Source organism: Paenibacillus sp. FSL H3-0286 (assembly GCF_045040705.1).
Taxonomy (GTDB): Bacteria; Bacillota; Bacilli; order Paenibacillales; family Paenibacillaceae; genus Paenibacillus_AQ; species Paenibacillus_AQ odorifer.
In genome coordinates this window covers 1,568,270-1,589,769 of sequence record NZ_CP150285.1, presented here as the reverse complement: position 1 = coordinate 1,589,769, position 21,500 = coordinate 1,568,270, and the positions used below count along the sequence as shown (strand labels likewise).

Below are 21,500 nucleotides of genomic sequence, written 5' to 3'. Positions count from 1 at the left end.
TCTCCTTTTAAACTACTCCTGCATTTCGCTGATTTTAGCAACTACACGTTCCTCAATTTGGTGAGCAAAATCACGTAGTTGAGAAAACGTGAATAAAGTCCCTAAGGGAAGTTCAATTGGAAATATCTCTTTAATCCGGCTAATTACCCTCGATGCCATCAATGAATCTCCGCCAATTTCAAAGAAATCATCTTCTGTCTGAATTGTTGTACTTCCAACAACTTCCTTCCAAACTTTTATAACTATTTCCTGAATTTTAAGCTGTAAATCAACTTCTCCCTCTGGTTCCGGAGAACTATATTTGGCAGCTGCTACTTCTTCAAGGATATCTTTTTCAATTGGTTTATGCTCCTTCACAATATCGATCCAAAACCGTTGATGTTCAAAGGGATAAGAAGGCAAAGCAATTCGTCGACGTTCTCCCTCTAGGTTCAGTTGAGACCAAAGAACTGTTACGCCCGATAACCACAATTCTCCTAGAACACTTAGAATTCTGCTTATAATGGTCTCTCTCTCCCCAGCGTTACTAGAATGAATTCCAATAATTTGAGGATTATATCCTTGCAAATGCACTTTAGGTAATGTTGTTAGCAAAGATTGATTGCTACCTATTTCTAGGAATAGATGATTTGGAGAATTAAATAATCCCTCAATTTCCTTGAGGCTTAATACAGAATCTTGCGTTTCATTAGAAAATCTATCCCAATAATCAGGAGCAGAAGTATTTTTCCCTATCCATCTTCCTAAATCCACAGAAAAAATCGGGGTTTTCAATTCTGTCTTCATTAAATTCTGATAAGTTTTATAATAGGGAGAATGTTCCTCAGTGTGCATATCACTTCTTTTAGCTACCATTTCTAAAGCATCTCGCAAGTCCAACACTCCTACTAGACAGGCAGCAACATACTCCCCTATACCTTGAGCAATCATAAATTCCGGATGAATGCCTAAGTCCAACCAAAACTTTCCTAGAGCATAGTTCTCTATAAAAATTGCGAGATCTAGTACTTTATTATGAATCTTTGAAGTACTTCTGTTTTCTATATCTGAAGCAAACCATAGCTTTTTGATATCGTACTCCAGCCAGGACTCTGTAAGCTTACAGCATTTATCCACTTCTTTAGTAAATAGGGGCTCCGACTTATAGAGTTCATTTACATAATGCTGATTTTGTGCATACTGTCCAGATAAAGTGAATATCACTGAAGGGGAAGTTTTCACCTCTTTGGGCTGTTCCCCACCATTAGAGTAGTTTCTTAATTGTTCTACTGCATTATTAATATCACTAGTCAACAGGACTCTACGGCATGGAAACTCAGATCTGCCAACCTGAAGTGTGTAAGCAGCATTTGCTAACTCTTCGTTTGTTTTCCCTTCTAACCATTGAGCTAAACGAAACGACATATTCTCCAGTGCTTTGAACGTTCTTGCAGATAATATAATTAAGTGCTGTGCCATAATAGATGTTGATCCTTTAGTAAATGGTGCCTGCTCTAAAATAACATGTGCATTCGTTCCCCCTACGCCTAAAGCACTTACCCCTGCTCGAAGCGGAACCGGACCATTCCAATTCTGCAAATTGCTGTTAACATAAAAGGGGCTATGGGTAAAATCAATTTTATGATTTGGTGTTTTAAAATGTAAAGTTGGTGGGAGTTGACGATTCTTAAGGGATAACACCGTTTTAATAAAACCAATGACCCCTGCCGCTGCATCCAAATGTCCTATATTGGATTTGACTGATCCCAAGGCGCAGTATTCATTTTTTTGTGCTCCATTATTTCGGAAAGCTTTTGATAGAGCACTAACTTCAATAGGATCTCCTAGCGGCGTTCCAGTTCCATGAGCTTCAATATAAGATATGCTCTCCGGTGACACTTGTGCCCTATGCAAAGCTTCACTAATTACATTAGCCTGACCCTCAACACTCGGGGCAGTAAATCCAATTTTCTTCGAACCATCGTTATTAATAGCTGAGCCTTTAATGACTGAATAAATCGTATCACCGTCTTTCAAAGCTTGAGACAACCGCTTTAGAACTACGACTCCACTCCCCATTCCCCCAATAGTTCCGAGCGCTTCATCATCGAAAGTTCGACATTGCCCAACTGGAGAGCTAATTTCGCCTTCCTTATAGAGATACCCATCCATTAGAGGAGAGCGAACTGTAACTCCACCAGCTAACGCAATCTCACAATCGTTCATAAACAAACCCTGACAAGCCATGTGAATTGCCACAAGTGAGGTGGAACAAGCTGTTTGAATGGTGACAGCAGGCCCTCTCAGGTTCAATTTATAGGCTGTACGGGTAGCTAAGGAGTCCTTATCATTGTTCATAAAAATGCTGTACATCCCCACCATATCTACGTACTGACGATTTGGCAAAAGATTATTGAGTAGATACGTGTTGAATGCAGTCCCTGCGTATATGCCAATTTTCCCTTCAAATCTAACAGGATCATACCCAGCATGTTCTAATGCCTCCCATGTATTCTCCAGAAAAATCCTATGCTGAGGATCCATTACTTCCGCTTCACGAGGTGAAACATGGAAAAATCCAGCATCAAATTGATCTGCCCCCTCTAAATATCCTCTAGCTGCAACATAGTTGGTACGGCTTACATTGGATACATCAGCACCGGCTTCAATCAGTTCCGCCTCACTAAACCAACGAATAGAATCAATTCCATCCTTTAGATTATTCCAAAATTGCTCTGCTTCTTGCGCTCCAGGAACACGGCAAGCTAAACCGATAACAGCAATATCTTCCTTTATCAACTTCTGATCATCATTTCCTGGCGAAGCATTTGAATCATTAATCCCCTTCTGTTCTTGTCCACTATGGATGCTTATAGAGGATTCGAGAGCATGCTCACTCGTTAAACGTTGAGCAATTTGCTGAACTGTGGTGTACTGAAAAAGTTCAATTAATTGAATATTTGTATTCATGCCTTTTTGTAATAATTCATGAACACGGGCCAACAATAGAGAATGTCCACCAATATCAAAAAAGTTGTCCGTACTACTTATTTTTTCTTTTCCTAATACTTGCATCCAAACGTCCGCTATGTATTTCTCTAGCTTGTTTTGAGGAGCCATAAACTCATGGGAGCTTGCGTAATCCAGAACCTCAGGTAAAGCTAAGCGATCTACTTTTCCATTTCGAGTAACTGGAAATTTTGTCATACAGATAATTCGTACTGGAACCATGTAATCAGGCAATTTTTTTTTGAGTGCTCTAATAAGCTCAGGTTCCTTTATCTCTAATTGTTGATCTACTGTTACATATGCGATAATTTTGGATTCTCCTGGTAAAGTTCCCCTTGTTACTACCACCGCTTCTTTTACTCCTGAATGCGCCGCTAGTAGCGTCTCGATCTCCCCTAACTCGATGCGCAATCCTCTAATTTTCACTTGATTATCTTTTCTAGATAGATACTCTATATTGCCATCAGCTAAAATCCTTGCAATATCCCCAGTACGATACAGTCTTTCCCACTGTCCTGAATGAACCTCAACTTCCACAAAATTATTTTCCATTAAATCAGAACGAAAAATATAGCCCTGAGATACACCTAAACCACCTATATAGAGCTCTCCTGGCACACCAATTGGCATTTTTTGTTGATTCGCATCAAGAATATATACATGAGTATTTGCAATTGGCCGACCAATAACCGGAGAACCATCATGAATTCCTTTTGGAACTACACCATAAGTAGCTACAACTGTTGTTTCAGTGGGGCCATAATGATTAACTAATTGAAAAGGTAAACTGATGTCCGGAAACCGATGAAGCTTGTCTCCTCCCGTAAGCATTGCCCTTAAATGTGTCGACTTAGGCCATGTAAAAGTAAGCAATACTTCCGCCAATGGTGTTGGTACAAAGCTGATATTAATATGGTTTTCTATCAACCATTGCTGAAGTCTCTGAGGAGACAAACGAGTTTCTTCATCAGCCAGATAAATTGTCCCACCTACCAAAAGCGTTGGCCATATTTCCCATACAGCAGCATCAAAACTGACTCCTGCCAGCTGTGAGGTTCGATCTTCTTGGGACAAACTGTATGTTTTAATATGCCAATCAATTAAATTCATTAAATTGGAGTGGGTAACCCCAACCCCCTTAGGAGTTCCCGTTGATCCTGAAGTATAAATAACATACCCAAGCTCATTAACGGGATTTTCAAGAGATACCATTTCAGAGGTCACATTTTCACTTTTCAATAACTCACCGAGGCATAGAACTTTTGAGCTAACAGGTAACCTCTCTTTTAACTCATCCTCCGTAATAACTACTGCCACCCTTGCATCTTTCAACATATATTCAAGTCTATCTGGTGGGTGGCCAGGATCTAAAGGAAGGTATGCAGCACCCGCCTTCCAGACCCCCAGCATAGCTACAAGTATTGAGATACTTCTGTTCATGCAAATTGCTATTACTCCGCCTGCACTCTCCTGCAATAGTCGTAATCGATGTGCCAATAAGTCCGCAGCTTTATTCAATTCTCTATAAGTTATAGATGAATATTGATCTACAGCTGCAATTTGAAATGGAATTTCTTGTGCTATCTGTTCAAAACAATGAAGAACACTGTGTGTTTTTGAAATTGGGACCTCTGTTTTGTTCCATAAAAGTAATTTTTCCCGTTCCTCATCAGGAAGGATGTTAAAACGAGAGAACGAAATGTTTGGACGTTTTGCCGCTTCACGCAGTAGTTCCACATAATGTGTGGCCATCCGCTTAATTGTTTCTTTATTAAACAAGTCCGTACTGTATTCAATAACTATGCTAGCCCCCTTGAGACTTTCCCGAACAACAAAGGTCATATCATATTTAGATGTTCCCTGATGTTCCATCATGAGTTTCCCTTTTACACCCGCCATAACCCAATCTTTGTCTGAACTATGTTCTGTAGTGAACATAACTTGAAACAAAGGAGATCGTCCATGGCTACGATCAGGCTTAACAGCTCGCACAACCTCTGAGAATGAAACTTCTTGATTAGAGAACGCATCAAGAGCCACATTCTTTACACGCTGAAGAACTTCTGTAAATGTGGGATCCCCCGACAAATCTGCTCGGAGTACAACAGAGTTAATTAGCAAACCAATTAAAGGCATGAGTTCAGAGCTATCTCTACAAGAAACCGGAGTACCTACTAAAATATCTTCTTGCTGGGTATAACGATGTAACAGGATATAAAAGGTGCTAAGAAGTGACATAAATAGAGTGGCCCCTTGTAACTGGCCAAACCTTCTTATGCTGTGCATTACATCATCGGGAATAGGGAATTCTAATGTAGCTCCTTTGCCTGAAACGATAAGTGGACGTTTATTATCTATCGGTAAATCAAGAATTGGAAGGTCCCCGGAGAGTCTGCTTTTCCAAAATTCTAATTGTTTATCAATTTCTGTTTTTTTTGAAAATGAGTGGCTGTCTCGGGCAAATGCTGTATACGTATAAGAAAGTTCCGGCAGAAGAGAATCCTCAGAATTCACAAACATCTCATAGTGTTGTCTCATCTCTTCCAAAAACTTGTCCATTGATACTCCGTCAAATACAATATGATGTACCAAAAATATTAGCACATACTCTTCCTCAGCGAATTTCACTAGATTGAATCGTGCTAATGGACCCTTGCTAAGATCAAACTTCCTTGAATACTCAGATTCAACAATTCTCGGAATTATTTCCTCACGAGTGTTTTCTTCCAAGCTACAGTTTAAAAAAGGAAGTTTCATCGGTGTAAAAGGCAGTATCTGCTGCTCTTCGACCCCAAACTGATTAGTTACAAACACAGTTCGGAGCGTTGCATGCCTCCGAATAATTTCATTAATACTTTTCTCCAATGCATCCAGATCTAGCGTTCCTAACAATTGAAGAACATAAGGCATGTGGTATTGAGTATGATCTGGGTATAGTTTTGAAATAAATAACAATCCTTGCTGCTGGCTAGAGAGAGGGGCGCACGAGTCATCCGAAAGCTCATGTTCTTTTTTTTGCAGTTTTTTTCTGAGTAGTTCACGTTTCTCTTCGCTAGACAAATGTATCAAATTAGTATTCATTATTCCCAACCTTCTTCTATTAAAGATAATAACAATGTATCCATTTCGTTTTCAGAGAGATGATCAACGTCGATAGTCAGGTTGTTCGAATTCAACTTAGATGAAATCTTGGTGTCAATTTGATAGGCCAATTGCTTGACTGTCGGCTTATCAAACAAAAGCCTAGTAGGGAATTCTATATCAAATGTTTCCCGTATAAGAATAGCCATACGTGCCAAGCTTAATGAGTTTGCTCCCAGCTCAAACAGATTATCCTCTATACCGATATCTTCGAAGCCCATTATTTCTTCGACGAGTCTTGCCACTGTTCGTTCGGATTCTGTTCTTGGCTCTACACGTACTGACTGTCGTTCTAGAAATTTCACATCCATTTGTTCCAATGCCTTGCGGTCAACCTTTCCGCTTGACATAAGTGGAATTTTATCAATCTGAACTATTACAGGCAGCATATACTCTGGTAGCCTGCGTTCTAAATATTGCATGAGCCTGGAAGGAACTATGTCTTCTTGACTATGTGCCGTGACAAAGGCAATTAGTCTATTGTTATGAGGGTGATGCTCTTTCACAATAACTACCGCATCCCGAACACTTGAATGAAGTCCTAGCGTCTTCTCAATTTCACCTAATTCTATTCTGAATCCTCTGATTTTCACTTGCTGATCCATTCGCCCCAGAAATTCGAGGTTTCCATCTGATAGACACCGAACCCAGTCTCCGGTTCGATATAACTTAGCTTTGCGATCCTTAGAAAAGGTATGGAATATGAACTTTTCATCAGTTAAATCTTGTCGGTGCAAATATCCTTCTGCCAACGAGGTACCCCCAACAAATAATTCTCCCGGAACTCCTATAGGGACCATTTCTCGGTTTGCATCCAGCACATAAACTTGCGTATTTGCCAACGGCTTACCTATTTTAACTATCTTATTTTTGTTGCGCTCAGAAGGCCAGTAAGTTGCATTAATAGAAATTTCAGTTGGACCATATCGATTATGAATCTCAGCAGGTAGTTTCTCTAGTAATCTTTCTAGCAGTTCATAAGGCAAAGTCTCGCCTCCACTGAACACAAATTTTAATGAAGTGCAATTAGAAAAATCAGCCTCATCTAACATAAGTTGAAGCATAGAAGGAATAAAATGAATCATGGTTACACGATGCAAAAGAATCATTCGAACCATATATTGGGTGTCTTTATGTCCCCCAGGTGTTGAGATAATAAGTTTAGCCCCTGTCATCAAAGGAAGAAAAACCTCCCATACAGACACATCAAAACTAATTGGCGTTTTGTGAAATATAGTATCTGTTTCACTGACACTATATTCTTCTTTCATCCAGTGCAACCTGTTACATATAGCTCGGTGACTTATCATTACTCCTTTAGGCTGACCAGTTGTTCCTGATGTGTACATTACATAAGCCAGACGATCAGATCCGGATTCTCTCATAGGATTTGCCTCTTGCCCCTCATGAGGTATCATTCTCTCCTCATCTAAATATAAGATAAGATTTATATTATATTTCATATCTCCTATAACTTTTCTATCTGTTAGAAGAATTTTTATCGCTGCATCTTTCAGAATATTCTCGACTCTTTCTGATGGATATGTAGGGTCAATTGGTACATAAGCTGCTCCTGATTTGACGATCGCTAACATTGCAATTACCATTTCTAACGAGCGTTCCATGTATAAGCCAATAAGAGTGTTTGATGATGCACCCATTTGTTGCAAACGGTGAGCCAATTTATTAGCTTCTACATTAAGTTCATGAAATGTCAAGTTGTTGTTATGGTTAATCACTGCAATTTGATCAGGCGTTTTGGCAACTTGTCGCTCTATCAAGTCTGCTAGGCAGAGATCAAGCGGATAATTTCGTTCTGTAGAGTTTAACAAAAGCAATTTTTTTTGTTCCCACTCTGTCAATAAGGGAAGAGTCGAAACACAAATGTCCGGTGACATAACTGCTCCTGATAAAAGCATTTGAAAATGTTCTGTCATTCTGGACACAGTCTTAAAATCATACAAATTCGTATTATAGACAAGTCTGCCTTCTAATCCCGTACTAGTCGATATTATTTCTAAGTTAAGATCAAATTTTGCAGTTTGATTGTCTATATCTTCTTGGACCCAATCTGTATTTCCGACCGTCCAAGATCTCACTTCTTCTGATTGAAGAACAAACATAACTTGAAACAAAGGATTATAGCTCATGTTACGTTCTATTCCTATTGCCTCAATAATGTGTTCAAAAGGAATATCCTGATTTGCATAAGCTTCTAGAGTTATTTCCCGTACTTGAAGAAGCAAGCTACGGAATGTTCCTTCTCTAGTAACATTTAACCTTAGAGGTAATGTATTAACAAAGAATCCAAGAACCTCTTCTAAGTCACTTCGGTTTCGATTAGCAATTGGGGCACCAATGACTATGTCTTCTTGACCTGAGTACCGATACATTACTGCGTACCAAGCTGTTAATAGCGCCATAAATAGAGTAGTATCTGTTTCCTTGCACAATCCTTGCAGTAAATTAACCAAAGGCTTCGGTATTGAGAACTTACATTGTGAGCCTGAAAAATTTTGAATAGCAGGCCTTTTATAATCTAAAGGAAGTTCTAGTTTGTCTGCTACATTTCTCAGTTTATTTTCCCAATACATTTTTTGCCCAGCAAACCGTTTTTCATGAAAGCAACGATTTTGCCACTCACTAAAATCAGAATATTGAATAACGGGTTCAGTAAACTTAATTCCTTGCTTTTGTATAAGCTGTTCATAAAATATTTTTAATTGCTTTGTGAAAATTTGCATGGACCAGCCATCTGTTATAATGTGGTGCTTCACTAATATAAACCAATTCAAGTTATCCTCTAGTTTAATGAGAGCCGCTCTAAGAAGAGGGGGATTCTCCAGATTAAAGGGTATACGCGCTTGCTCCTGTGCCCAAGACAGTGCGGAACCCTCTCTTTCGTTTTTAGAAACTTCAGTAAAATCAATTTTTTGAATCAGAAGGGGCATTGAAGGAAGTACTCGTTGAGCAGGTTCCTGACCAACTATAGGATAATATGTCCGTAAAGATTCATGTCGGTGAATCATCTCATTTAATGCTAGTTCTAATAGCTCATATTGCAAATCACCCTTAATCTTGTAAATAAAAGGGCAATTATAAGCAGGACTCTCCGGCTCCAACTGCTGTAAAAACCATAAACGTTGTTGTGCATAAGATAACGGCACATCCCCCTTCACTTGACGTGGTACAATTGGAGGCAAGATATTATCACCGGTTGCCTGATCAATCTCCACTGCAAGGTCCTTCAGTATGGACGTTTTAAATATTTGAGCCACACTCACCTCTACTGAGAATGACTCCCTAATATGCGATACTAACTGAGTAGCTAGAAGCGAATGTCCTCCTCTATGGAAAAAATGATCATTACGCCCGATACACTCTGAACGTAGAAGCAGTTCCCAAATTCCAGCTAACTTTCCTTCAGTGTCCGTGTTTGGGGCAATATATTCTTCAACCTCAGAAACATAATCCGGTTCCGGCAGAGCTCTTCGATCCACTTTTCCATTAGGTGTCAATGGGATGCTGTCCACTTTCACAATTACACCAGGAACCATGTATTCCGGCAGAGCGGCAGAAATATCCCTACGCAATTCCAACATCGTTATTTCTGTATTTCCCTCCAAGACTACATACCCTACAAGCTGCTTATCTCCAGGCGTAACTTCGAATGCTACCACTGTAGCTTGTTGTACTGTCGGGTGAGAAACCAGCGCAGCTTCTACCTCTCCTGGTTCAATACGATAGCCACGTATCTTTATTTGCTGGTCTATTCGTCCTAAAAATTCAAGTAATCCATCTTCTCTCCACCTAACTTTGTCCCCGGTACGGTACAGCCGCTCATCAGGTACAAATGGATTACTTACAAATTTCTCCTCCGTAAGCTCTTGTCTCCCCACATACTCTCTGGCTAATCCGTCGCCACCTGTATACAACTCTCCTGGCACCCCTATTGGAACCGGTTGGCCTGCTTCATCTAAAACATAAACCTGTGTATTGGAAATAGGCCGCCCGATCGATACATTTTCTCCCAGATGAGTACCATGTTGCATTGGATAACATGTTGTAAACGTAGTATTTTCTGTCGGACCATAGGCATGTACCAATATGATTTGGGGATAAGCATCCAAAACCTGTTGCACATGAGCTACCGAAAGAATATCTCCCCCAGTGAGAAGCTGCCTCACCTTGCTTAAAGCCGGTAGCTGATAGTCCACCATTTGATGGAACAATCCTGTCGTCAACCATAAGCTGGTAATCCCCTCTTGTTCGACAAACCTTCCAATCTCCTCTAATGAAGGTCGATGCGCTGGAAAAACTGCCAGCTTTCCTCCATTTAACAAGGCTCCCCAAATCTCCAAAGTAGAAGCATCAAACGCTACCGGAGCCAACAGCATCATCACTTCATCCGGTCCAAATGTTGCATAATTCGTTTCTTTTACTAACCGCACCACCCCTCTTTGAGGCACGGCCACACCTTTGGGTTTACCTGTCGAACCAGATGTAAACACTACATAGGCTAAACTATCCGATGAACTCATAGGAGCTAAATTTTCTTTGTTTTCAGCTGCGAATTCTTCCGTTGATGAATTAAATATGATTAATTGCAAATGATCTTCGTGAAGCCAAAGTTCTTCGCGCAAGTGCTCTTGAGTTAATATAATAGATAACTCAGTATCTTCTATCATTAAATTAAGACGTTCCTTAGGATAACTTGGATCTAGTGGCACATAAGCTCCACCGGCCTTAAGAACAGCCAATAGTCCAACTATAAGTTCTGCTGACCGTTCCATGCTAATGCCTACAAGGTCCCCTTCACTAACTCCTTGCTTCCGCAGATAGGCAGCTGCTTGGTTCGCTCGTTCGTTTAGCTCCACATACGACAGTACATTTCCTTCGAAAACTACAGCCGTTGCTTCTGGATCTCTCTTAACTTGCTCCTCAAATAATTCTGCAATAGTACACTCTGCTGGATAGCTGGTTTTTGTTTCGTTCCATTGCACCAATATCTGGTCTAGTTCTTCGTTATTTATGTACTTTAATTCTGATACCGGCACGTCTGGTTTCCTCAGGCAATTTTCAATTAAACTTTCAAAGTGTCCCAGCATTCGTTCTATGCTTGATTGTTTGTATAAATCCGTACAATATTCCAGTGTCCCAGTGATACCTTGCTCTGTTGATATCATTTCCATAGTCAAGGAGAATTTGGAGGTTCCTGTTCCAGTCGCAATTGGACGGAGGTGTAACTCCTTACTCTCCATCTTTTCTGCATAATCAGTTTGAAGCACAAACATCACTTGGAAAAGTGGTGCATAAGCTGGATTGCGATCCATCTCTACAATCTCTACTACCTTGTCAAAAGGAATGTCTTGATACAAATATGCCTCTAAAGTAGTTTCCTTTACTTGGCCTAATAATTTTCTGAAACTTAGTTCTTTCATTCCGTTTATTCGTAAAGCCAATGTGTTAACAAAGAAACCAATTATATTATCAGTCTCTTTTTGTGTCCGATTCGCAATAGGAGAACCAACTACCAGATCATCTTGTCCTGAATACCGATATAGTAAGACCGACCAAATTGAGAGTAGGGCCATATATAGCGTGACCCCTTCTTGTTTGGAAAACCTCTTTAAATCTTCACTTAGTTGAGAAGAAAGAGAAAATGATTTATTTTCACCTCGTATGCTTCGAGTTAGAGGCGTAGGAAAGTCTGTAGGAAATTCCAAATACGATGGTATCCCTTCAAGCTTCAACTTCCAATAATCAGCTTGCTTTTTCATTTCATCCGGTTGCAGCCAATTCCGTTGCCATTCACTATAATCTGTATATTGAAGACGTTTACCTAATATTTCAGACATCTCATTATTACAAAGAGAATCATACAAACCGAGCCATTCTTCAAGAAAAACCCCCATAGACCATCCATCAATAATCATATGATGAATGTTTAAAAAAATATAAGATCGCTCTTCCTCCAGCCGGTAATGTGTTACACGAAGTAGGGGGGCAACAGAAAGATCAAAAGGAGTCTTAGCTTGTTCATTTATCCTTTGTAACACCTCTGTTTCATATAACTCGCTATTACCAGTGTGGGTTTGATCAATCCAGTTTATCTTTTCAATTATTACTTCTACTTCAGGCAAAATCCGCTGTAGAGGTTCATGTCCTCCCATCGGAAAGATGGTCCGTAAAGATTCATGCCTCCGGATCATTTCATTCAAAGCTTGTTCCAGTAAAGATTCCTTTATTTTACCTGTAACTTCATAGGTTAAAGGAACATTATAAAGTGGACTCTCCGGCTCCAACTGCTGTAAAAACCATAAACGTTGCTGTGCATAAGATAACGGCACATCCCCTTTCACTTGACGTGGTACAATTGGAGGCAAGATATTATCACCGGTTGCCTGATCAATCTCCACTGCAAGGTCCTTCAGTATGGGCGTTTTAAATATTTGAGCCACACTCACCTCTACTGAGAATGACTCCCTGATATGAGATACTAACTGAGTAGCTAGAAGCGAATGTCCTCCTCTATGGAAAAAATGATCATTACGCCCGATACACTCTGAACGTAGAAGCAGTTCCCAAATTCCAGCTAACTTTCCTTCAGTGTCCGTGTTTGGGGCAATATATTCTTCAACCTCAGAAACATAATCCGGTTCCGGCAGAGCTCTTCGATCCACTTTTCCATTAGGTGTCAATGGGATGCTGTCCACTTTCACAATTACACCAGGAACCATGTATTCCGGCAGAGCGGCAGAAATATCCCTACGCAATTCCAACATCGTTATTTCTGTATTTCCCTCCAAGACTACATACCCTACAAGCTGCTTATCTCCAGGCGTAACTTCGAATGCTACCACTGTAGCTTGTTGTACTGTCGGGTGAGAAACCAGCGCAGCTTCTACCTCTCCTGGTTCAATACGATAGCCACGTATCTTTATTTGCTGGTCTATTCGTCCTAAAAATTCAAGTAATCCATCTTCTCTCCACCTAACTTTGTCCCCGGTACGGTACAGCCGCTCATCAGGTACAAATGGATTACTTACAAATTTCTCCTCCGTAAGCTCTTGTCTCCCCACATACTCTCTGGCTAATCCGTCGCCACCTGTATACAACTCTCCTGGCACCCCTATTGGAACCGGTTGGCCTGCTTCATCTAAAACATAAACCTGTGTATTGGAAATAGGCCGCCCAATTGGTACATTTTCTCCTAACTCAGTACCATGTTGCATTGGATAGCATGTTGTAAACGTAGTATTTTCTGTCGGACCATAGCCATTAATCAAGGTGATTTGAGAATGTGTTTCCAAGACCTGTTGCACATGAGCTACCGAAAGAATATCTCCCCCAGTAAGAAGCTGCCTCACCTTGCTTAAAGCCGGTAGCTGATAGTCCACCATTTGATGAAACAATCCTGCCGTCAACCATAAGCTGGTAATCCCCTCTTGTTCGACAAACCTTCCAATCTCCTCTAATGAAGGTCGATGCGCTGGAAAAACTGCCAGCTTTCCTCCATTTAACAAGGCTCCCCAAATCTCCAAAGTAGAAGCATCAAACGCTACCGGAGCCAACAGCATCATCACTTCATCCGGTCCAAATGTTACATAATTCGTTTCTTTTACTAACCGCACCACCCCTCTTTGAGGCACGGCCACACCTTTGGGTTTACCTGTCGAACCAGATGTAAACACTACATAGGCTAAACTATCCGATGAACTCATAGGAGCTAAATTTTCTTTGTTTTCAGCTGCGAATTCTTCCGTTGATGAATTAAATATGATTAATTGCAAATGATCTTCGTGAAGCCAAAGTTCTTCGCGCAAGTACTCTTGAGTTAATATAATAGATAACTCAGTATCTTCTATCATTAAATTAAGACGTTCCTTAGGATAACTTGGATCTAGTGGCACATAAGCTCCACCGGCCTTAAGAACAGCCAATAGTCCAACTATAAGTTCTGCTGACCGTTCCATGCTAATGCCTACAAGGTCCCCTTCACTAACTCCTTGCTTCCGCAGATAGGCAGCTGCTTGGTTCGCTCGTTCATTTAGCTCCGCATACGACAGTACATTTCCTTCGAAAACTACAGCAGTTGCTTCTGGATCTCTCTTAACTTGCTCCTCAAATAATTCTGCAATAGTACACTCTGCTGGATAGCTGGTTTTTGTTTCGTTCCATTGCACCAATATCTGGTCTAGTTCTTCGCGGTTTATGTATTTCAGTTCTGATACAGGCGTGACAGGATTGCGTACTAACTGTTCTAATAAATCTAAATAATTTTTGACCATACGCTGAAAAATAATTTCCTCGAATTGACTACACTTATAATTTATACATCCCTCAAATTGTTCTGTATTTGAGAAAAATATATTTAGTTCAATGGGCATTTCAATCTGATACAATATTTCTTCAATAGAAGCGATTCGCTTTTCAAGCGTATTGTTAGGTTTCCCCCAGAAGAAACCAGCCTGAAATTTTATTTTTTCAAATTGTTCCTGATTTTTGTATAATTGAGAAGAGATATTTGGCTTTTTATTAAAATGCTCATACAACATCTCTACCATTTGATTCCCGGTCATAACTTTCTCTACTTCTATTAATAACGGTAGAGAAACGTGATCATCATTCTTTTCTTCCATACCACATCCCACTATAAATTTTCTTTCTCCTGAATATCTATAAAGCAATATCATCCAAGCGCTTAAAAAAATGAACTTAGCTTCAATATTTAATTCTTGAGAATATTTTTCTATATTCTTTATTGTATTTTTGGGGATTTCAAAGTTTACTTTACCGTTGTCTTCTAGTAATTGATGATTAATAATGGGAGCTCTTCTGGTAGGCGCTATTAAACGAAGGTCTTGTACATCTCTTAATTTTTCTAACCCTTTTACTTCATCATGCTCTAAATCAAGAATCTCTTTAATTTTCACCATCGTTCTCCTTCTCACAGAAGTGGTTTTTTATATTTATATTACTTTGATTTTTGTAGTCATCCCTTCAAAACAGTTTTTGCTAAATTGACAGAGGAGTCTTCTGACTTATCAGCATTGCGGAGTGAAGGAAAGACGAACATGATTAATGGACTAATCACACCAAACAGTAAACCACTCACGATGAGTACGAATGACATACCTGCTCCTGGACCATTACCAACATATTCACCAAAGAGGTTAGATAAAATCCCCCCTTCTTTAAAACCTGGGATAGCAACTTTATCCGATATAAATGTCATTACAAATACTGCAACAGGAATAGTTACTTGTGCCACCAACTTCATAATACCGAATACACGTCCTTGAAATGCTGGTTCAACCTTTGATTGCCATATTCCTACAGTAAGAACCACAGCAATATTATTAAACACACCTTGTAAAAAACCGGAGATAATCCAAACTGGTAGAGAACGCCCCCATCCGCCTACAACAAACCCAAATAATCCAGAAATAGCCCATGCTAGTAGAGTAAGTGGCACACGATTTTTTGGTCCTTTCCAAATGGTCATAAATACTCCAGACACTACGTTACCGATTCCATAACCCATGAGTGCCCAACCAGCAATTTTTACACTGTTATCTGAAAAAGCAAGTAGCATTGGACGGTACAATCCTTCATATGCACCAAATGCAATATTATAGAATGTCAAAACGAGTACAAAACCAAGCAAACTCATTCTTGCAAACAAATAACGAAATCCATCTATAGTATCTGACAATATTGTTCTTTCATTTTGTTCTGTTGTTTTTTGAGACTCAGGAATCTTAATAAAAATAATCGTGCAGATAATAAACAAAAACGTAAAAATATCTATAAGGAAAATCTGCTCAATTCCGATAAATCCAAGTAACATACCTGCCAGAGCAGGCGAAAGTGTTGTAGACAAACTTGAAGCAGTTTGGTACATTCCATTTGCTCTAGATCTTTGTCCGGCAGGAACCATTAAGGTAATAATAGACATGTAAGCTGGGAATTGAACTGAGCCAACTACTCCTCTTACAATTCCATATAAAATTAATACGAAACTAGACATTACATCCAATGAATGGATTGTTAGTAGTAGCACAGTGGCTAATGAGGCTATAATATCTGTCAAAATAATCATTTTTTTTCGGTTGAATTTGTCTACGAATGCACCTGCAAATATACTTGCAACAATTACAGAGCCATATGAAGCAGTCGCAAGTATACCTGCACTGAGTGCGGATCCTGTTTTTTCATACACCCAAGCAATCAAGGCAAATTGTGTCATTTGAGTTCCAATACCAGACAACAAGCTACCTATCATTAAGATAGCGAAAGACCATAGTCCCTTTTTTGTGGTAAAACTATTTTCGTTCACACAGTCAGCTCCTTATATTCCTTATATCCCAAGGTTTTAATCGGAATATTTATTAATATATAACAATTGACAACCACATTATTTACCGAATCAAAAATCTCCCTAGAGACAGATAAGTTTTTAAAATAAACCATCAAGCAGATTCTAGGGTTTTAGCGGTAGTTCATTAGTGCTAATAACACCTACTCCGGTAGTTATTGTGGGTATCATTACTCCAAACATAAAGACCATAGTCATTATAAGTAAAGCTGCTCTCCATTTTGTTCTCATTTTCTATCCTCCTGATCATATTTGTATATTTATTACTATATAGGAATTTTTAAACTAACGACCCGCCCATAATTTACTTTAATACATATAATATTCTAAATTACCCCTGATTTTCTTTTGTGGATAATATAAAATATACTAATAAGAATATTTTTGGATGGAGGCCTTTTTACGTGTCAACAAGCTATAAAATGGATTTAAAAACCATAGGGGAGAATATTCGAATCATTCGAAAATCAAAAAAAATCTCTCAAAAAAGGTTATGCCAAGGAATTTGTTCTCAAGCACAATTAAGCAGAATTGAAAACGGGGAGTTAGAACCACAAGCAACTATGTTATATTTTATTGCTGATAGACTTGGTGTAGATATTAATCATCTATTTAGTTTGGGACAGACAGATCGTTTCGATTATGTTACCGACCTTTATGATTTAATTGAGGGGTATACAAATAAACACGAGTACCAAAATCTATATGATCTTATCCGATCAGAGAAAAACAACCCTTTATTTCAAAATAGTAGATATCAAAGATATCTTTCTTGGCATGAGGGAATATGTATATATTATCTTGATCATAATTTTGAGCACGCCTTAAGTTGTATTAAGAACTCAATAAATTCAGAGTTCATGACCGAACAAGATATTCAGATGTTAAATAGCATTGGAGTATTGTATTGCGAAGAGTACCGACTGGAAGAAGCCCTTGCATATTTTGAAAGTGGTCTTCACTATTATTATAAACTTCCTGTTCAATCTAATTACAAAATCTTGGTAAGGATTTTATACAATTACGCAGTGACGCTAACACGTTTTCAACTGTTTGAAAAATCTATTAAAGAATGCCATACAGCTGTAAATATATGCCTTAAGCATTATTCAACATTCTCATTAGGCGAATTATACTATCATATTGGCTATAACTACTCCCTTATTAAGGAAATAACCAATGCAAGATCTTATTATGAAAAATCACTTTATCTTTTTGAAATAACAGATAATACGATATTTGTTCAACATGTATTAAATAAAATAGGTGAGTTGAGTTAAATTCGATTATCTATAATATTACATATAAAGCAATTTAACTTTGTATCGCACATAAAAAGTTACCCTGAAGTATGTCAAGTCAATTACAAGTTATAAGAAACACCTAACAGCGCTTCTTATAACTTAAACAGTTTAAATGCTCTATCCTCAATTTATTTTTCAATCGATATTAATTCAGAACACGTTAACGTTTTGTTAATAATATCAATTATAGAACTCTCAAATTGGTTAATAAAAAAGTGCCCGCCTTCAAAGAAACACATCTTAGGAGCAATATTAAAATACTCATTCCAAGCGTAAACATCCTCGACATTATATTCTTCATGCAGCCCATGTAAAATAGTAGCCGAAACTGATATTTTTATCTTCGAGAAAGAATGAGTTGCGATATTTGTAAAATCAGAGCGTACAACCGGTATTAGTATTTTCAGAAAATCTTGGTCGTTTAATATTTCTTCCGGAGTCCCCCCCATAATTCTTAAGGTGTTTATTAGTTCTTGATCTGACTTAAATTTGTAATTCATTATTCTTAGGTGCGGTGCCCTAGTACCGGATAAGAAAATATGTTTCAAGTTAAATGATTTAAGCTTTTCAAACAATTCATACGCTATGTAACCGCCCATACTATGTCCAAATACCGCAAAAGGAGTATGATCATGAATACTGCTTATAATTGATTCAAATATATCATCTACCATTTGATTGAAATCGATGTAGTGACCTTCAGAAATCCGTTTCCCTCGACCTGCTAATTCTAAGGGTATAAGCTGAATATCTTCGTTTAGTGAATTTTTCCACTTCACATATGATGCCGAAGAACCCCCTGCATAGGGAATACAAAATAATTTTATCATTAGAACTTCACTGGTCCTTTATATAATTTTATTAGACATTCATAAACATTTTTAACTTTGCGTTATCATCGAACAATTAATTTTTTTATTTATTTTCCTCTCATTTAATACTATTATTTTTTTTGGAAACCTTGTTCTTACAGAGCAACAAGCAATTTTATAACCAGTATCAAATTCATATTGCTTACAATAGTAGATAGTTGAATCATAGTGAATATATGGATATTCATCATTGAATATAACAGTGAACGAATTAAAAGGTATGGATAATCCCTTACCTACTAACTTCACAAAACTTTCCTTACATGTCCACAAATCGTAAAACGAGATATTTTCATTTAGTAATTGATAATTCTCATCTTTTGTAAATAGTTGTTTGCAATCACTTTCAGTGACTCCCAAAATTTCCTCTACATCAATACCAATAGGATAATTATCTATTGCACATATTACCCATTTTCCTGAATGAGAAATGTTAAAATGAATATTTTCTCCTCCTACTAAAAATGGTTTACCAAAAAGATTTCTAGAAATTGCTTGTTCAATTAACGCCCCCCCCTTTAATTCAGATAATAATATTCGAATTATTACTTCTCCTAACAAAGATCTGGTAATGTCATCATTATTTTTATATTTTTTTATACTCAGCACCCTACTTTCTGGAATATAACCCCAAAGACTGTTAATAAAATATTTAGAAACACTCTCGATATTAATTGCGTAAATTATTATTTTGTTTCCTCCTTTAGTTAATTGATGTACGCAAGTCAAAAACTTAATTCCATAACGAATGTTAAACTTCAGCATGACTCATCGCACTTGTTTAGCATAAAATCTATAAATTCAGGTTACATCACTTCTTTCCATAAAAAAATCCATTAACTGTAAAACCACTACACAATTACTTCCCATAGCATGGATCTAGATAGACAGATTTTATGATGATAATATTAAGAATACAAGGAATAATATTTCATTAAAAGAATTAATTCCCTTTAGATTCACTTCATCATAATCAACATTTTTACATTTTATATAAATTTTCGCTATAAGACTTTTCCAAACCACAAAAATTCACTTAATAATGGGAATATTGAACTATGATTCCACTCAAATAAACAATACGGTAGTCGAATTATATTAAATACGAGGTAACTATATCTTCAGCTATAGAAAAATTGTCTTTTGAAATAATTAAATTGTGTCTGATATGGATCTTGATACTTTTCGTTACTTTCATATACGTATAGCAATTGAATATGGAACTCATAAACTTCTTTGTATTTCACAGTAAAACTCTCCTGAGCAACTAAAAGATAATTTTCAATAATGCTTTAATCAGCTATTCTCCCCTACTTGAATATACAAAAAAGCAACTCCCTGGTTGGCAAGTCGCTTTTAAAACACTCTATAGTAAATCTTTAGTTATTATCTAAGATCTCACCGCTTCGCCTTATAAAACTCATGATACAGCTTCATCAGCGCCCGCTTCTCAATCCGCGACACATAACTCCGTGAGATCCCCAGCTCCTTGGCAATCTCCCTCTACGTCCTCTCTTCTCTACCAGTATCCAGTCCAAACCGCCCAACCACAACTTCTTTCTCCCGATCATCCAAAATATCAAGGTTACGATAAATCTTACTCTTCTCAATCTTCAGATCCACTTCTTTAATAACATCATCGGCTTCCGAGCCGAGGATATCGATAAGCGTAATTTCATTACCTTCCTTGTCTGTCCCAATCGGATCGTGGAGAGATACGTCTTTACGGGTTTTCTTCAACGAGCGAAGACGCATTAAGATTTCGTTTTCAATACAACGAGCGGCAAAAGTGGCTAGCTTTGTGCCTTTGTTCGGGCGATAGCTCTCGATGGCTTTGATCAAGCCGATGATGCCGATAGAGATGAGATCCTCTATGTCTTCACCAGTATTGTCGATTTTTTTGAGGTTGTGATATGTACCAATGTAAAAAATAAACTAAGAGCAATTGGTAATGAAGCTCGTTGTTTCACTATTTACGATTGTACTTCATATATATATGTTTCTAATAACCTGTATCCATTCTTGTGATACGGGCAAATTGTAAAGGATATTGCACCAGTGAAATTGAGAAAATGAATGATCGAGAATTTAACTATGGATGACTAATTATCGGAAGTATAAGGAGTTACTAGTCTTTTTCTAATACAGTCAAAAGCAACTTTTCCATACATATTCCATCTTCCATCATTCAAATCAAGGCGTATCCTTCTGATTTGATTTCATTCGATTTTTCAAATGACCTATAAAGATCTGACCACTTTCAGAAGGATCAACTCTCTTATTAACAGCTTTATGAATTGAATCGACTTCTTTTGCAAAATAGTAGGCATTGGGCCCAAAACCCCAACTCCTTTTTAAGGGTCTATAGTACTTGATAAGAATTATCTTAGCTTCATCTTCCTCATATCCTAGAAGCTTAAGTTCACGAATAACTTCTTTAATATAGGGTCTATCCATCATATGTCTTTTTTTCGAATGTACCATACAAATTATACTCCATTCCTTTTTCTACATTTACTCATTGATCTGTTGTGTCATTTAAAGTATTCTTCTGAACACCATTTAATTTTAAATGCTCTACTTTTCTCATGGATTTTTAAGAGCTGATTTAGAACAAAAATACGTTGAACAATATCTTCAGCTATGAAAAATTGTCTCTTGTAATAATTTATTTGTGTCTGAAATGGACCTTGACACTTCTCATTATTTTCATATACGTGTAGTAGCTGAACGTGGAGATCATAAATTTCTTTGTATCTCATTGTAGCACTCCTCTAATAGCTAGAAAGTTATCAAACTCTTGTACTTATGAAC

At 37.9% G+C, this 21,500-nt stretch carries 7 protein-coding genes and 1 pseudogene; 1 reads left to right on the top strand and 7 read right to left on the bottom strand.

What is annotated here, in order from left to right:
- Positions 1-12 precede the first annotated feature (12 nt).
- The 3 genes from MHB37_RS06910 to MHB37_RS06900 are packed head-to-tail and all read right to left on the bottom strand — an operon-like array spanning position 13 to position 16,471.
- The gene (locus MHB37_RS06910) at positions 13-6,069 is read right to left on the bottom strand and encodes an amino acid adenylation domain-containing protein (RefSeq protein ID WP_405169072.1); all 6,057 of its coding nucleotides are present in this window, start codon (positions 6,067-6,069) and stop codon (positions 13-15) included.
- The gene (locus MHB37_RS06905; RefSeq protein WP_405132579.1) at positions 6,069-15,068 is read right to left on the bottom strand and encodes an amino acid adenylation domain-containing protein; all 9,000 of its coding nucleotides are present in this window, start codon (positions 15,066-15,068) and stop codon (positions 6,069-6,071) included. Before MHB37_RS06905 ends, MHB37_RS06910 begins: the two co-directional genes overlap by 1 nt.
- 56 nt (positions 15,069-15,124) lie before the next feature.
- Positions 15,125-16,471: an MFS transporter gene (locus tag MHB37_RS06900; RefSeq protein WP_076192925.1), complete on the bottom strand. Its 1,347-nt coding sequence runs from the start codon at positions 16,469-16,471 to the stop codon at positions 15,125-15,127.
- 443 nt (positions 16,472-16,914) lie between these two features.
- On the opposite strand from MHB37_RS06900, the gene MHB37_RS06895 reads away from it, so the two are divergent.
- Entirely contained in the window at positions 16,915-17,790 is an 876-nt protein-coding gene (locus MHB37_RS06895) for a helix-turn-helix domain-containing protein (RefSeq protein WP_076279535.1), read from the top strand.
- Between the two features lie 152 nt (positions 17,791-17,942).
- Here MHB37_RS06895 and MHB37_RS06890 read toward each other — a convergent pair whose 3' ends face one another.
- From MHB37_RS06890 to MHB37_RS06875, 4 genes and pseudogenes are all read right to left on the bottom strand, one after another.
- On the bottom strand, positions 17,943-18,644 hold the full coding sequence (locus MHB37_RS06890) for a thioesterase II family protein (protein ID WP_076192929.1): 702 nt from the start codon (positions 18,642-18,644) through the stop codon (positions 17,943-17,945).
- Between the two features lie 51 nt (positions 18,645-18,695).
- Positions 18,696-19,451 carry a 4'-phosphopantetheinyl transferase superfamily protein gene (locus tag MHB37_RS06885; protein ID WP_076192931.1) on the bottom strand — a complete coding sequence of 252 codons (756 nt, stop codon included), beginning with the start codon at positions 19,449-19,451 and terminating at the stop codon, positions 18,696-18,698.
- A 633-nt stretch (positions 19,452-20,084) separates the two neighbouring features.
- Positions 20,085-20,597, bottom strand: a pseudogene (gene sigK, locus MHB37_RS06880) (RNA polymerase sporulation sigma factor SigK); the annotation flags it as partial.
- Positions 20,598-20,879: 282 nt separating this feature from the next.
- The gene (locus MHB37_RS06875) at positions 20,880-21,170 is read right to left on the bottom strand and encodes a hypothetical protein (RefSeq protein WP_076192933.1); all 291 of its coding nucleotides are present in this window, start codon (positions 21,168-21,170) and stop codon (positions 20,880-20,882) included.
- Between the last annotated feature and the right edge of the window lie 330 nt (positions 21,171-21,500).

What these genes read in the sequence shown, in the direction of transcription:
- MHB37_RS06910 (WP_405169072.1), bottom strand. Translation starts at nt 6,069, where the DNA reads ATGAATACTAATTTGATACATTTGTCTAGCGAAGAGAAACGTGAACTA.
- MHB37_RS06905 (WP_405132579.1), bottom strand. Translation starts at nt 15,068, where the DNA reads ATGGTGAAAATTAAAGAGATTCTTGATTTAGAGCATGATGAAGTAAAA.
- MHB37_RS06885 (WP_076192931.1), bottom strand. Translation starts at nt 19,451, where the DNA reads ATGCTGAAGTTTAACATTCGTTATGGAATTAAGTTTTTGACTTGCGTA.
- MHB37_RS06875 (WP_076192933.1), bottom strand. Translation starts at nt 21,170, where the DNA reads ATGGTACATTCGAAAAAAAGACATATGATGGATAGACCCTATATTAAA.
- MHB37_RS06890 (WP_076192929.1), bottom strand. Translation starts at nt 18,644, where the DNA reads ATGATAAAATTATTTTGTATTCCCTATGCAGGGGGTTCTTCGGCATCA.